This is a genomic window from Nitrospirota bacterium, assembly GCA_040757335.1.
In the GTDB taxonomy this organism is placed as follows: domain Bacteria; phylum Nitrospirota; class Nitrospiria; order 2-01-FULL-66-17; family 2-01-FULL-66-17; genus JBFLXB01.
The window spans coordinates 44371-58464 of the sequence record JBFLXB010000016.1; the positions used below are offsets into that span (position 1 = coordinate 44371).

Consider the following 14094-nt stretch of genomic DNA (forward strand, 5'->3'; position numbering starts at 1 on the left):
ATGCTGCTGATGGCTCGGCCCGTGCGTGCCCCATCGTTGGCGATCGAGTCATGCGGCCTTGATGCCCTTCAGAACCACGGTGATGGCCCCGTATTTCCCGGCAACCTCCCGGGTCTCAGCCTCCGGGCTCTTCGAGAAGTAGTCAACGTGACTGATCGCGGCGACATCGGAGAAACCCGCCTTCCGGAACAGAGTCAGGTAGTCGTCCTCCAACACCGCGCCCACGATGCACTCGGCCCAGAGCTGGGGGTTCTCCCGCGACGTCTCCTTGATCGGCTTGCCGAGCACGATATCGGAAATCTGGATCCGGCCGCCGGGCTTGAGGACTCGGAAGATTTCGGCGAATGCGCGGGGTTTGTCGGGCACAAGGTTCAACACGCCGTTGCTGGTCACGACATCCATGGAGGCGTCGGGAAGCGGGATCTTCTCGGCGTTCCCCTCGATGAACGTCGCGCACCGCGCAGTCATTTTGGCGGCGTTGGACCGCGCCTTCTCGAGCATGGCCGGCGTCATGTCCAGGCCGTAGACCGTGCCGCCCGGGCCGACCCACAACGAGGCGATGAGCACGTCGGTTCCCGAGCCCGAGCCAATGTCGAGCACGGTGTCGCCCTTCCGGATCGCTCCCACGGCAAAGGGATACCCCACGCCCGCGAACGACTCCACGGCCGTGGCCGGTATCGCATCGAGCTCCTCGGCGGGGTAGCCCACGAATTCGCACGCCGGGCGACCCGTAGGGAAGTGAAACGCTCGGTTGGGGCAGCTTGCCACGTCGGAGTACATCTGCGACACGGCCTTAAAGATCGACTCCTTCTTGGTATCGGTGATGGCGACCATTGCAATCCTCCCTCCCTCGCTTGCGAAGCGCAACGCAGGCGCGTCGTTCCGCGCCGAGAACCTGCGCCGTGCCGACGGCACGGATGCCAATCGCCCTTCCTACCAGGTGGCGAAGCACTGCGAGACGCCGTTGATCTTGGTGATACGTTTCGTGTCAGCCGGGTTATCGTCCCCCGTACAGCGCGGCCAAAAGGTACCGCTATCGCGTTTCGACGATGTCCTCGCGCATCGGCGCCAACAGGGCGAGCAGTTCGTTTTTCTCCCGTGCGGGCACCTTGTAGTGATCGAGGGTCTGGACGAGATCGTCGACCACCGCGTCGAACTCGTCGCCGGAGATCCCCATCCCCGCGTGCGCGGCCTTCATCGGCCGGCCCTGATACTCGCAGGGGCCGCCGGTGGCCTGGCAGACGAGGTCCACGAGGTTTGCGGCAAGCACCGGGACGCGTTCAGGAGCGGGCTGGTGCTGGATACGGCTGTCCGATCCCACCTTCTGGAGGAAATCCCCGACAACCGCGGTGATGGCGGGCTTGCCGCCCAGGCGGTCGTAGAGCGAGGCTTCGGTCGTGGTCACGTGGCGCGCGCAGCCGGCGGCCGCTGCCATGGAAAGTCCAACGACGACAGCAATTCGCAAGATACTCATCGGTCATCCTCCCGCGGTGAAATGGTTAAAACCGCTTTAACACGGTCTTGATCCGCTCCTGAAAAGATTCGCCGGCGGGCTCCCGCCCCGCCGTGCGAAGCTTGTCTTTCAGGCGGCGCTCGAACTCCGCGCGCGAGAAACAACTCCTGCACGCTTCCAGGTGATGGTCGACCTGGTGGCGCACCGTCGCTCCCACCTCCTGGTCGAGGTACTCGAGCAGGTGCGCCAACGCTTCCTCACATCCGATTGTCTTGACCCGTTTCATGGCATGCCTCGTGTGAGTGATGGCTCGACGGCGCGTCCTTGGCGTAGACCCACAATGCCTTCTGGAGGTGGCCTCGCGCCCGTGCCAGCCGGGATCGCACCGTGCCGAGCGGAACGCCCAGCATCCGGCTGATGTCCTGGTACGAAAACCCTTCCATGTCCGCCAGGACCACCACGATACGGAACGCCTCGGGCAAGGCATCCACGGCGCGTTCGATGTCGTGGCGGAGCATCTTGTTGAGGAACTCCTGCTCGGGGTTGCCCCACCACAGCAGGAATGGCTGGTGGAGCTCTTCGAACAGGGAGAACGCCGACTCGCCGGTGGGCTCGTCGAGCGAGACGTCGGCCTTCGGGCGGACGCTGCGCTTGCGGCACTCGCTGATGAAGGCGTTGGTGAGGATCCGGAACAGCCACGGCCGGAAGCGGCCGGCGTCCCGGAGGGTGCCGCGTCGCTCCCACGCCTTGGCTACGGCGTCCGCCACGAGATCTTCGGCGTCTTGCCGATTTTTTGCCAGCCGCATGGCGGCGCCCAGCAAGTCGTCGAGGAGCGCCATGATCTGGTCTTGAAACGCCGTTCGATCCATCCGTTCCCCCCGCAGTCCGTTGTCGCCCGACATCCGCCTAGACGCAGGCGCTCCGAAAAAGTTCCCGGGTGCCCCGCTTCGACGCCAAGGACATGGCCCGCGGGCGAGTCGACGACCGGACCGCGCCGGTTCAGACGCGGCGAGCTGTGCTACAGTTGATGCCATGGCACCGCTGGACGCTGCCCACTCTCCACTCGACGGCCGTCGCGTCATTCGCGACATTAACACGGTGGGCTGGCACGTCGCGCGGGTGCCGCCCGCGGGCGGCCACCACGGGTGGGCGTTTTCCGTGGGATTCGCACAGACCTTTGATCATCCCGAAGTGGCGATCTTCGGGCTCCCCGACGACGTGCTACGGGCGCTCCTCGACACCATCGGCCGGCATCTCCGCGCCGGGCGAACGTTTCGCGACGGCCACGAGGACGCGACACTGGCCCCGCCCTTTCGTTTCGTGTTCCGTGCCGTTGACCCCGCGTGGCGGGCCGCGGTGCTGCCGGTGGCGTCGTGGTTTTACGGCGACCGCTCGTTTACCGCGGTGCAGTCGTTCTGGCCGGATCGCGCCCACCGACTTCCCTGGGAAGAGGGTTTCGACCCGGATCTGGTCGGCTTCCAGCCCCTGTTGTTTCACGACGACGCGACGGCGGCGCGCGTCGGGCCTCTGCTCGCTTCCTCGCCCGCTGCCGATTGACAGCGGGCCGCTCCCGTCTATCCTTAACCGGGCTGCCGAAACTTCACGTATGGACGACGAGCAGACACTTCATTTCGGAATGAACGGGGGGCTGCCCGGGGACTCGGTGCCGACCCTCAAGGTGCTCAACGGCCCGCTCGAAGGCCGCGAGTATCGTCTGGTCAGCCGCGAGTACGTGATCGGCCGTGACCCCATGTCGGACATCGTGATCGATTTGAAGGACGTGTCGCGGCGCCACGCCAAAATCGAGAAAATGGCGACCGAATACGTGATCTGCGACCTGGGCAGCGCCAACGGCGTGTCCGTCAACAACCTCAAATCGCCGCGAGCGGTCTTGATGAACGGCGACGTGCTCCAGATCGGGTCCTGTTTAATCCAGTTCCACTGGATTCGTCCCTTGCCCACGTCCTGACGCTCCCTCCCGCCACCAGCGCCCAGGCCCATTGCCGCGCCGTCCCCTTCATCGGGCCGCAGCGTAGCAGAGGAGATCGCTCGGTTCAACCGACCGGATGGTCGGAATACGTGCATTGACAACTCGGCGGTTATTGAAGTAGCTTGTCTGACGTGAAGACCCTCTTCCGTCGCGGCTCCTCGGCCGGTGGGTACTCTCCCATTCGGAAACCGGTGGCGGTGGTGGTTTCGTTCCTGCTGCTGGTGGCGTCGCTTTGTCCGGTGTCTGTTTCGGCAATGAGCCCGGACGTCGCTTGGACCGACCCCGGGATGGCTCCCATGTCCTGCCCGGTTCAACTGGTCCCCTGCACCACGCTCTCCACCGCGTTCCAGTCATCGGTGCAGCATCTCAAAAGCGTGCCGGGGCACAGCGCGTCGATCTTGGATCCGGATGGGGAGACGACGATTGCTCCTGCCGTTGCGAACCGCGGCCGAGTCAGTCGTGACTCCATCCGCGTTGCACCACTCCGTTCTATTCCGCTGTACCTCCTGCACGCCTCGCTGATCCGCTAAACCCTTCGCTCTGCGTCAATCGACGCGCCCCCGTGGTGCGTCCGAGTCCTCGACGTCCGGAGAGAGGGTGGTATGCCGATTTTGTCTCGCTTAGTTACCCGGTTCATCTTATGGGCCGTGTTGTCGCTGGTTGTCTGGGGGATGCCGCACCCCGCGCACGCCGACGACACGTTGAACCGCTTCCTCGATCAGGCCATGGCCGACAACCCCGCGATCGTCGCAGCGCGGCAGCGCTGGGAGGCGGTGCAGGCCGAGGTCCCGCAAGCGCGCGCCCTGGAAGACCCGACGGCCAGTCTCACGCTCTGGTCCATTCCCTCGAATTTCGACGTGTCGGAGACCGATGAGGTCTGGTACGGCCTGTCCCAGACATTCCCGTTTCCGGGAAAACGAGGGTTCAGGGGGCGAGCGGCAGAGCAGATGGCCCGTGCCGTGGAACAGGACTATCTCGCGGTGCAACGAGCGGTGCGCGCGCAGGTCAAGCAGACGTGGGCGCGGCTGTACCGCGTGCAGCGACAGATCGCGGTCCACCGTGAGCATCAGGCCCTGTTGAACGAATTAATCCAGAGCGCGCTGCAGCGCTACGCCGTGGGGCAGGCGACGCAGCAGGAAAGCCTCAAGGCCCAGGTGGAGCTCTCCACGCTGCACGCAAGTCTGTTGACCCTTGAACAAGAACAGCAGAGTCTGCGCATCGAACTCAACACCCTGGCGGGCCGTCCCGATGACCCGTTGTTCTTCGGCACGGCGCAGATCGACTATCAATCGGTCGCGGCCGGTCTCGATGCATTGGAGGCGCGTGCTCTCGATCAACGCCCGGAACTCCAAGCGGCCGGCCGCATGGTGGCGCGCCAGGAGGAGACTGTGGCGCTGGCGCGGCGGGCGTGGTGGCCCGACTTCATGACGGAGGTCTCCTACTGGGACGTCCAGGATGGGCCCAATCGCTGGATGCTCACGGGCAAGATGACGCTCCCCTGGGTGGCGGCCGGGAAATACCGGGCAAAGGTCGCGGAGGAAGTGGCGGGTCGGGCACGGGCCGCGGCCGAGGTGGATGCCGTCCGGAACGACACCGTCTCCAGGGTCCGCGATGCGTTCCTCAAGCTCAATACCGCACAGTCGCTGATCGAGCTCTATCGCGGCGGCATCATCGCTCAAGCCGAACAAGGGCTGGAGTCGGCGCGTATCGCGTACATGACCGGGAGGACCGATTTTCTCAATGTGATCGATGCGGAGCGCCGGTTGCGCGACGTGAGGCTCGCGGCGGACGTGGCGCTCGCTGATTGGGCCGAGCAACGCGCTGAACTGGAACGAGTGGTTGGACTCGATCTTTTATAACGAGAAAGGAATGGACACCATGACAGCACGAGCACGACGAACGATCTCGGGAACATTGTTGGGCTTCCTCGGCGGTGTGGCCACCGCCCTGGCTGTAGTCGCGGGGTGGTGGCTGTGGTCGGACCGCCCTCTGGCTGCCTCCGGGGACGTGGAGCGCTCAGGAGCCATGGCGAACATGTCCGACATGGAGGGCATGGACATGTCGGGTGGCAGCATGGCTCAAGCCCCCGTCACACTGACGCCCGCGCGGCGCCAGAGCATCGGGGTCAAGACCGGCGTCGTCGAAACACGTCCGTTCGAGAAGACGGTCCGTGCCGTCGGCACCGTGGCGTATGACGAACGGCATGTCAAGCAGGTCAATCTGCGGGTCGCGGGGTGGGTCACCAAGCTGGCCGCGAATTTCACCGGCCAGTTCGTGCGGGCCGGGGAGCCGTTACTGACCATTTACAGTCCCGAGCTGGCAGCGACCCAGGACGAGTACCGTCTGGCGCTCCGTACCCGCGCGCGGCTGGGCCAGTCGGTGATGGAGCCCATTCGAACCGGGGCCGACGAGCAGGTCGTGGCCGCACGCTCGCGGCTGCGGCTCCTCAACCTGAGCGACGAGCAGATCGCGTCGCTGGGCGAAGCGGCCCCCAGCGCTGAAACCACCCTGGTCGCTCCGCTCTCCGGCGTCATCACCAAAAAGATGGCGCTTCAAGGCATGTACGCGACCCCCGAGATGCCCCTGTACGAGATCGCGGACCTTTCGACGGTGTGGGTCTACGCGGACGTTTACGAGCAGGATCTGCCCTTGATCGCTCTGGGCCAGACGGCCGCGGTGACGTTGGCGGCCTATCCCGGAGAGCAATTTGAGGGGCGCGTCGTCTTCATCGACCCGGCGCTTTCGCCTGAAACGCGGACCACCAGGGTCCGGACGGAGTTCGCGAATCCCGATCTTCGGCTCAAGCCCGGCATGTATGGCGACGTCACGATCCACGTGAGGAAAAAACCCGTGCTGGCCGTGCCGCGCGAGGCCGTGCTCGATTCAGGCACCAAGACGCTTGCGTTCCTGGACGCGGGGGACGGGCGTTTCGAGCCGCGCGAAATCAAGACCGGCCGCACGTTCGACGGCTACACCGAGGTGATCGAGGGGCTGCAAGCGGGCGACAAGGTCGTGACCTCGGGAACGTTCCTGATCGATTCCGAGAGCAGGCTGATGGCGGCGACCAACATGATGGGGGCGCTCGGCATGGGCGGTATCAAGATGGAGCAGGCCCAGATGGGCGAGATGGATATGGGCGGGATGCCGGGCATGGCCGGGATGGAGGACATGAAGGGCATGGAGGGCATGGAGGGCAATGACATGAAGGGTATGCCCGGCATGCCCATGGGAGCTGCCGCGACGCCGTCCGCTCAGACGATCGGCGGGGTCACGCTCTCCCTGGAGACCGATCCCGCGCCTGCCCAAAAAGGCGACAACACGGTGCGGGTGACGGTTCGCGCCAACAACAAGCCGGTGACGGACGCCGTGGTCACGGTGGCGTACACCATGGCCATGCCGGGCATGGAGGTGGAGACCGTGAAAGCGACCCACACCAAGGACGGGGTCTATGAGGCGGTCGTAGATCTGGGGATGAGGGGCGCGTGGACCATTGACGCGACCGTGGCGCGAGGCAATTCCAAGCCCGTGACCGCGCAGTTCACCGTGCACGCCGGGAAATAACGTGATCAACCGCATCATCGCGTGGAGCGCCGGGAACCCGTTCCTGCTCGGGCTCGCGGCCATCGGGCTGTCGGTGTGGGGCGCCTGGGCCGTGGTCCACACCCCGGTGGACGCGTTGCCTGACTTGTCGGATGTCCAGGTCATCATCTACACCACCTGGGAGGGACGCAGCCCGAATCTGGTCGAAGATCAGATCACCTACCCGCTGGTGACCAGCATGCTCGGCGCCCCGCACGTGCGATCGGTGCGCGGGGTGTCGGATTTCGGATTTTCGTACGTCTACGTGATCTTCGAGGATCGGACCGATCTCTATTGGGCGCGCAGCCGCGTGCTGGAGTACCTCAGTAAGATCAGCGGGCGCTTGCCGGACGGCGTCACACCCATTCTGGGTCCCGACGCCACCGGCGTGGGATGGGTGTATCAGTACGCGCTGGTCGACACGACGGGACGGCACGACCTAGCCGAGCTGCGCTCGTTTCAGGATTGGTTCCTCCGTTATCAACTCCAGGCGGTTCCGGGCGTGGCCGAGGTGGCGTCGGTGGGCGGGTTCGTCAAGCAGTACCAGATCGCGGTCGATCCCAACAAGTTGCTGGCGTACCGCATGCCGCTCTCCCGCGTGATCGAGGCGGTACGGATGAGCAACAACGACGTGGGCGGCCGCGCAATCGAGATGGCGGAACGCGAATACATGATTCGCGGCCGCGGGTATCTGCAATCGATCGACGACTTGGCGCTGGTGGCGCTGGGCGCGGATCAATCCGGGACCCCGATCCTTCTGCGCGATGTGGCCGCGATCGCGCTCGGACCCGAGATGCGCCGCGGTGTCGTGGAACTCAACGGCGAAGGCGAGGTCGTGGGCGGCGTGGTGGTCATGCGCTACGGGGAGAACGCGCTCGCGGTGATCGATCGCGTCAAAGCCAAGCTGGCCCAACTCGCGCCGGCCTTTCCCGAGGGCGTCGAGGTCGCGACCACCTACGACCGGTCGGACCTGATCCAGCGCGCGATCGCCACCTTGCGCGAGAAGTTGCTGGAGGTCACGGTCGTCGTCAGCCTGGTCTGCCTCGTGTTCCTGTTCCACTTTCGATCAGCCTTGGTCGCCATTCTCACGCTGCCGCTCGCGCTTCTCCTCTCCTTTATCGCCATGCAGGCCCTGGGCCTGACCTCCAACATCATGTCGTTGGGCGGCATCGCCATCGCGGTGGGAGCCATGGTGGACGCCGCGATCGTGATGATCGAAAACGCTCACCGGCGACTGGAGCACGATGAGTTGGCCGCCACCGACGCACGGCGACGGCGAGAAATCATTATTGCAGCTGCCAAAGAAGTCGGGTGCCCGCTGTTCTTCTCGCTGTTGATCATCACCGTGTCGTTCTTGCCCGTGTTCACCTTGGAAGCGCAAGAGGGTCGGCTGTTCAAACCGCTGGCCTTCACCAAGACCTTTGCGATGTTCTTCGCGTCCATGCTCTCGATCACGCTCGTCCCGCTCTTGATGGTGGCCTGGATCCGAGGGCGCATCACGCCGGCCGCCAAGAACCCGGTGAACCGGGCGCTCGTCGCCGTGTACGCCCCCGTGGCGCGGCTGGCGCTGCGCCACGGAGCCGTGGTGGTGGTCATCGCGGTGGTGCTGGTCGCCGCCGCGGTTCCGATCTATCGCGCGCTGGGGTCCGAGTTCATGCCCCCCCTCAACGAGGGGACCATCCTCTATATGCCGACCGCGTTGCCCGGGATTTCCATCACCAAAGCCACCCAGGTGCTCCAACAACAGGATGCGCTGTTGAAGACCATTCCCGAGGTCGAGACGGTGTTCGGCAAGATCGGTCGCGCCGACACCGCGACCGATCCCGCGCCGCTGTCCATGGCCGAAACTACGATCACGCTCAAACCCGAATCGGAATGGCGTCCCGGGATGACGTGGGACGGCCTGATCGCGGAGATGGACCGGTTGGTGCGCTTTCCCGGCATGCCGAATATCTGGTGGATGCCGATCCAGACCCGTACCGAGATGTTGGCTACCGGGGTGCGCAGTGCGGTGGGGGTCAAGATCTTGGGCCGCGATCTGGCCGAGATCGACCGGGTGGGCCAGGAAATCGAAGGGGCGCTGGCCGATCTGCCCGGCACGCGCAGCGCGTTTGCGGAGCGGGTGACCGGCGGCTACTACCTCGACATCGGAGTTGACCGGGGGCAGGCTGCGCGGTACGGCCTCACGGTCGGCGACGTCGAACACGTGATCGAGGCGGCCATCGGGGGCGTCAATGTGACGACCACGGTGGAGGGTCGCGAGCGGTACCCGGTCAACGTGCGATACCCCCGTGGGTTGCGGGAGGACCCGGAGAGCCTCTCGCGCGTGCTGGTGCCGACGCCCAGCGGAGCCGCGGTGCCGCTGGGCCAGCTCGCCACCATCGAGGCCACGATGGGACCCTCGATGGTCCGCGATGAGAACGGTTCGCTGTCAGGGATCGTCTACGTGGACGTGGCGGGCCGCGACCTGGCGGGCTACGTGAAGGACGCCAAGCAACGAGTCGCCGAGCGGGTGACGCTCCCCACCGGCACCTCGCTGGTCTGGGCAGGTTCCTACGAATACCTGTTGCGGGCGCAAGACCGGATGAAGATCGTGGTCCCGGTCACGCTGCTGCTCGTCTTCGTGTTGCTGTACCTGAACTTTCGGTCGGTGGCGCAAACCCTGATCGTCCTGCTCTCGATCCCGTTTGCGGTGGTGGGCAGCGTGTTGTTGCTGGGCCTGCTCCACTACAACCTCAGCGTCGCGGTGTGGGTGGGAATCATTGCGCTGGCCGGCGTGGCCGCAGAGACGGGGGTGGTCATGCTCATCTACCTGGACGAGGCCTACCAGCGGTGGCGACGCGAAGGGAGGCTACGCAGCCGAACCGATCTGCTCGAGAGCGTGATCGAAGGCGCGGTGCTGCGCGTGCGGCCGGTGGTGATGACGGTGTCGGCCATTGTGTTCGGGCTCGTGCCGATCATGTGGAGCCACGGAGCAGGCGCGGACGTGATGAAACGCATCGCCGCACCCATGATCGGCGGCATGGTCACGTCCACGCTCCTGACGTTGATTGTGATCCCGGTGATCTATTTGTGGTGGAGGGGCCGGTCCCTGGAGGGATCTGCTCCGCGATTGCAGAACGGTGAAGGGTTGGATGCGTGGGATCGGAAGCTCGCTGAAGGGGGAAGAGGGCGGGAGCCGGTGAACCAACCGGGGTGACACGCGGGTCCCGTCGTTTTAGCTGCAAAGGAGAAGGCCATGAAGCGACAGAGTTTTCTCACAGTGGCGATGGCGGGAGTGTTCATCGCGGTTGCGGTGAGCGGGTACGCAATGGACGCCGAGTACGTAAAAAAGGCGGCCGACACCAATCCGTTCTACGTCGGAGAAGGGCGGAGCGCCGCAGTCTCGTATGCGGGGGGAGAAGCCCCGCACATCGAGAAGCCGTGGGACAAAGGGGCCGTGGGCTACCACCCCCACAGAGAGGGATTGAGCGTCACGGTCTCGTATGCAGGGGGAGAAGCCCCACACATCGAGAAGCCGTGGGACAAAGGGGCCGTGGGCCACCACCGCCACAAATAGATCCGTTAGTCTGGACAGTCGAACGTACGCGGGTCGCGCCTAAGGCCCGCGGTCTGTCTTCGCTGGGTCAGTGGCCGAGTTGTTGAAGGAGCTTGGCCACCAGCGCGGTCCAGCCGGTTTGGTGGCTCGCGCCCAGGCCGGCGCCGTCGTCCCCGTGGAAGTACTCGTAAAACAGCACGAGGTCGCGCCAGTGGGGGTCGTGCTGAAACGTGGGGTTGTCTCCGTACACGGGGCGACGGCCGTCGGCGCCTCGCAAGAAGATCCGCGTGAGCCGCCGGGAGAGCTCCTCCCCGACCTCCCGCAGCGTCATTAACTTCCCGGAGCCCGAGGGGCACTCGACCGTGTACCCGTCGCCCAGAAAGTAGTGGAACTTCTGGAGCGACTCGATGAGCAGGAAGTTGACGGGGAACCAGACCGGGCCCCGCCAGTTCGAGTTGCCGCCGAACAGGCCGGAACGCGACTCGGCGGGCTCGTACGCGACGCGGTGTTCGGTCCCGTCGCACACCAGGGTGTAGGGACGGTCGCGATGGCACGCCGACAACGAGCGCACGCCGTAGGGCGAGAGAAATTCGCGTTCATCCAGCATGGTGCGCAGCACCGAGCCCAGGCGGTCCCGGTTGACCAGGGACAGGAAGCGGTGCACGTGTTCGTCGCCCACCGTGCGCGTTTCCACGTGGTTCGCCAGCTCGGGCCGGTGTTCGATGAACCATTGCAGGCGGCGCTTGAACCCGGGCACGCGGTCCACCGTGTCGGAGTCGAGCGTCTCCACCGCGAAGAGCGGGATCAAGCCGACCATGGAACGGACCTTCAGCGGGAACGGCTTGCGGTCGGGTTGTTGGAGCACGTCGTAATAGAACCGGTCCTCCGGGTCCCAGAGCCCGACGCCGGCCCCGCCGAGGTCGTTCATGGCCCGGCAGATGTACACGAAGTGTTCGAAGAACTTGGTGGCTACGTCTTCGTAGGCCGGATTCTCCCGGGAGAGCTCCAGCGCGATGACCAGCATGTTCAGGCAATACATGCCCATCCAGCTCGTGGCGTCCGACTGCTCGATGTGCCCGCCTCCCGGGAACGACACGCTGCGGTCGAACACGCCGATGTTGTCCAACCCCAAGAACCCGCCCTGGAACACGTTGCGGCCAGCCGCGTCTTTGCGATTGACCCACCACGTGAAATTGAGCAGGAGTTTATGAAAGACGCGTTCCAGAAAGCGGCGATCCGCCCGGCCCCAGTGCTTTTTCTCGATCTTGTAGACCCGCCAGGCGGCCCACGCGTGGACCGGGGGGTTGACGTCCCCTAAGGCGCCCTCGTAGGCCGGCAACTGCCCGTTGGGATGCATGTACCACTCGCGCAGAAACAGCAGGAGCTGGTCCTTGGCGAATTGCGGGTCCACGAGCGCGAGCGGGATGCAGTGGAACGCGAGGTCCCACGCCGCGTACCACGGGTATTCCCACTTGTCCGGCATGGAGATCACGTCCGCGTTGTGCAGGTGCATCCATTCGTGGTTGCGGCCGGACAGGCGCTCGGCCGGCGGATCCGGTCCGGCCGGATCGCCCCGGAGCCAGCGGCTGATGTCATAGTGGTAGAACTGTTTGCTCCACAACAGTCCTGCGAACGCCTGGCGCATCACGCTGCCGGCGTCCGCGGTGGCGTTGCCGGGGATGACCTCGGCGTAAAATTCATCGGCCTCCTTTCGACGCGTCTGCATGGTCTGGTCGAAGTTCGGCCCGAAGAGCGGCGCTCCGCCGTCGGGGTCTTGATCGGTCAGCCGAAGCCGGACCGTGGCGGACGCACCCGGTCCGAGCGCGAACGCATAGTGCGCCGAGGCCTTGGTCCCGACCGGACGCGGGTTGACCGCGTCGCCACGGCCCTGCACGATCGCGTCGTTGATACCGTCCTTCACGTAGAGCGAAAGATTCTCCACGCCGAACAGCCGGCGGTGGTTGGTGTTGTTCTCGGTGAACAACAGGTCGGGTTGGCCGTCGCACGCGAGCCACCGCCGACCGTAGTAGTGATGCTGAAGCGCAATGACGCGTGCGTTGGGCGGGCCGCCGACCCTGCGGAGGGCCGGGATCCTCGCGTCGAGCCCCCAGGCCCAGGTGTTGCGAAACCAGACGGTCGGCAAGAGGCGAAGCGGCGCGGCCTCGGGTCCGCGATTGACCACCGAGATCCGGATCAACACATCGTCGGGCGCGGCCTTGGCGTACTCGACGAAGACATCGAAGTACCGGTTCCCGTCGAACACGCCGGTCTCCAGCAATTCAAACTCGGGGTGGGTCCGCCCGCGGCGCTGATTCTCCGCCACCAAGCGGTCGTAGGGAAAAGCCGCCTGCGGGTACTTGTACAGCGTCCGCACGTAGGAGTGGGTCGGCGTCGAATCCAGATAGAAATAGTATTCCTTGACGTCTTCGCCGTGGTTGCCTTCGTGGCCGCTCAGACCAAAGAGCCGTTCCTTCAGGATGGGGTCGCGTTCGTTCCAGAGCGCCAGGGCGAAACAGATGTACTGGTGGCGGTCGCAGAAGCCGGCCAAACCGTCCTCGGTCCATCGAAAGGCGCGAGAGCGCGCGTGATCGTGCGGAAGATGCTCCCAGAACGATCCGTGGGGGCTGTAGTCCTCCCGCACCGTGCCCCAGGCGCGCTCCGCCAGATACGGCCCCCAGCGTTTCCAACTGGTCTTGCGGGCGGCATCGTCCGCCAGACGCCGAGCTTCGGCGCCGCGCGGGCCGTGGTCAGTCGTACGCGAGGCGCTCATCGCGAGGACCCGTGGGCGGCGCGTCGCCGGCCCGGGCGCGGTCCGCGCGGCGCCGATCGAGCACGCGGCGCGCGGACAGGAACACGCTGGAGAGCATCGGACGCGTGAGCCTGCCGGTTTGGGTGTTCTGGCGACTGGGGTGGTAGGACGCGATGAGCGTGACGCCGTCGGCCAGCGCGTAGGCGGCCCCGTGGCCAAAGGCGGGTCGCGGCTTCGGCGCTTCGAGCCCGGTCTCCGACCGCGCACCCAGGTACGCGTCGAACGCGAACTTCCCCAGCGCCACCACCACCGTCACGCGCCGCAGCAGCCCCAGCTCGCGGATCAGGTATTGACGGCAGGTCGCGAACTCCTTGGGGGTGGGCTTGTTCTCGGGCGGCGCGCAACGCACCGCTGCGGTGATATACGCGTCCTGCAAGCGCAGTCCGTCGTCACGGGATCGGGAGGTCGGCTGGTTGGCAAACCCCGCCCCGTGCAGCGCCCGCGCGAGCCAGTCGCCGCTGGAATCACCCGTGAACATGCGGCCGGTGCGGTTGCCCCCGTGCGCGGCCGGCGCCAACCCGATGATCAAAAGCCGCGCATCGGCCTCGCCGAAGCCCGGCAGCGGCCGGCCCCAATACTCGTCGTTGCAGAATTGGCGACGTTTCTCGCGCGCCACGCGCTCGCGGTGCGCCACGAGCCGGGGACACGCGGTGCAGCCGATGATGTCCCGTCGCAGAACGGTCCACATGGGAGCGGATTGTAACGCGCCGGATAATGTATCGTCT

The 14094-nt window shown here is 65.5% G+C and carries 13 protein-coding genes; 7 read left to right on the top strand and 6 right to left on the bottom strand.

Annotated elements, in window-relative coordinates; all coding sequences use genetic code 11:
• Positions 1-48: 48 nt before the first annotated feature.
• From AB1451_09970 to AB1451_09985, 4 genes are all read right to left on the bottom strand, one after another.
• Entirely contained in the window at positions 49-834 is a 786-nt protein-coding gene (locus AB1451_09970; GenBank protein MEW6683228.1) for a methyltransferase domain-containing protein, read from the bottom strand.
• Between the two features lie 199 nt (positions 835-1033).
• Positions 1034-1474: a group 1 truncated hemoglobin gene (locus AB1451_09975; GenBank protein ID MEW6683229.1), complete on the bottom strand. Its 441-nt coding sequence runs from the start codon at positions 1472-1474 to the stop codon at positions 1034-1036.
• Between the two features lie 25 nt (positions 1475-1499).
• Entirely contained in the window at positions 1500-1739 is a 240-nt protein-coding gene (locus tag AB1451_09980) for a zf-HC2 domain-containing protein (protein MEW6683230.1), read from the bottom strand.
• Positions 1711-2322, bottom strand: a complete 612-nt coding sequence (locus AB1451_09985) for a sigma-70 family RNA polymerase sigma factor (protein MEW6683231.1) — start codon at positions 2320-2322, stop codon at positions 1711-1713. The genes AB1451_09980 and AB1451_09985 overlap by 29 nt, the downstream gene beginning before the upstream one ends.
• A gap of 163 nt (positions 2323-2485) precedes the next feature.
• Between AB1451_09985 and AB1451_09990 the strand changes: the two genes are divergently transcribed.
• The 7 genes from AB1451_09990 (at position 2486) to AB1451_10020 (ending at position 10581) form a co-directional block, all read left to right on the top strand.
• Positions 2486-3010: a DUF4262 domain-containing protein gene (locus tag AB1451_09990; GenBank protein ID MEW6683232.1), complete on the top strand. Its 525-nt coding sequence runs from the start codon at positions 2486-2488 to the stop codon at positions 3008-3010.
• 49 nt (positions 3011-3059) lie between these two features.
• The gene (locus AB1451_09995; protein ID MEW6683233.1) at positions 3060-3422 is read left to right on the top strand and encodes an FHA domain-containing protein; all 363 of its coding nucleotides are present in this window, start codon (positions 3060-3062) and stop codon (positions 3420-3422) included.
• 152 nt (positions 3423-3574) lie between these two features.
• Complete coding sequence (locus AB1451_10000) at positions 3575-3973, top strand: hypothetical protein (protein MEW6683234.1); 399 nt, start codon at positions 3575-3577, stop codon at positions 3971-3973.
• Between the two features lie 72 nt (positions 3974-4045).
• The gene (locus AB1451_10005) at positions 4046-5302 is read left to right on the top strand and encodes a TolC family protein (protein ID MEW6683235.1); all 1257 of its coding nucleotides are present in this window, start codon (positions 4046-4048) and stop codon (positions 5300-5302) included.
• Positions 5303-5312: 10 nt separating this feature from the next.
• Positions 5313-7004 carry an efflux RND transporter periplasmic adaptor subunit gene (locus AB1451_10010; protein ID MEW6683236.1) on the top strand — a complete coding sequence of 564 codons (1692 nt, stop codon included), beginning with the start codon at positions 5313-5315 and terminating at the stop codon, positions 7002-7004.
• A 1-nt stretch (position 7005) separates the two neighbouring features.
• Positions 7006-10221, top strand: a complete 3216-nt coding sequence (locus AB1451_10015) for a CusA/CzcA family heavy metal efflux RND transporter (protein MEW6683237.1) — start codon at positions 7006-7008, stop codon at positions 10219-10221.
• A 39-nt stretch (positions 10222-10260) separates the two neighbouring features.
• Positions 10261-10581, top strand: a complete 321-nt coding sequence (locus AB1451_10020) for a hypothetical protein (protein MEW6683238.1) — start codon at positions 10261-10263, stop codon at positions 10579-10581.
• Positions 10582-10648: 67 nt separating this feature from the next.
• Here the strand turns inward: AB1451_10020 and AB1451_10025 are convergent, their stop codons facing one another.
• Together AB1451_10025 and AB1451_10030 are read right to left on the bottom strand one after the other, a co-directional pair.
• Complete coding sequence (locus AB1451_10025; protein MEW6683239.1) at positions 10649-13330, bottom strand: glucosidase; 2682 nt, start codon at positions 13328-13330, stop codon at positions 10649-10651.
• Complete coding sequence (locus AB1451_10030; protein MEW6683240.1) at positions 13308-14057, bottom strand: uracil-DNA glycosylase; 750 nt, start codon at positions 14055-14057, stop codon at positions 13308-13310. The genes AB1451_10025 and AB1451_10030 overlap by 23 nt, the downstream gene beginning before the upstream one ends.
• Positions 14058-14094 lie beyond the last annotated feature (37 nt).

Coding starts and splice junctions, on each gene's coding strand:
- AB1451_09995 (MEW6683233.1), top strand. CDS start 3,060: ATGGACGACGAGCAGACACTTCATTTCGGAATGAACGGGGGGCTGCCC.
- AB1451_09980 (MEW6683230.1), bottom strand. CDS start 1,739: ATGAAACGGGTCAAGACAATCGGATGTGAGGAAGCGTTGGCGCACCTG.
- AB1451_10020 (MEW6683238.1), top strand. CDS start 10,261: ATGAAGCGACAGAGTTTTCTCACAGTGGCGATGGCGGGAGTGTTCATC.
- AB1451_09975 (MEW6683229.1), bottom strand. CDS start 1,474: ATGAGTATCTTGCGAATTGCTGTCGTCGTTGGACTTTCCATGGCAGCG.
- AB1451_10010 (MEW6683236.1), top strand. CDS start 5,313: ATGGACACCATGACAGCACGAGCACGACGAACGATCTCGGGAACATTG.
- AB1451_09985 (MEW6683231.1), bottom strand. CDS start 2,322: ATGGATCGAACGGCGTTTCAAGACCAGATCATGGCGCTCCTCGACGAC.
- AB1451_10005 (MEW6683235.1), top strand. CDS start 4,046: ATGCCGATTTTGTCTCGCTTAGTTACCCGGTTCATCTTATGGGCCGTG.
- AB1451_09990 (MEW6683232.1), top strand. CDS start 2,486: ATGGCACCGCTGGACGCTGCCCACTCTCCACTCGACGGCCGTCGCGTC.
- AB1451_10025 (MEW6683239.1), bottom strand. CDS start 13,330: ATGAGCGCCTCGCGTACGACTGACCACGGCCCGCGCGGCGCCGAAGCT.
- AB1451_10030 (MEW6683240.1), bottom strand. CDS start 14,057: ATGTGGACCGTTCTGCGACGGGACATCATCGGCTGCACCGCGTGTCCC.
- AB1451_09970 (MEW6683228.1), bottom strand. CDS start 834: ATGGTCGCCATCACCGATACCAAGAAGGAGTCGATCTTTAAGGCCGTG.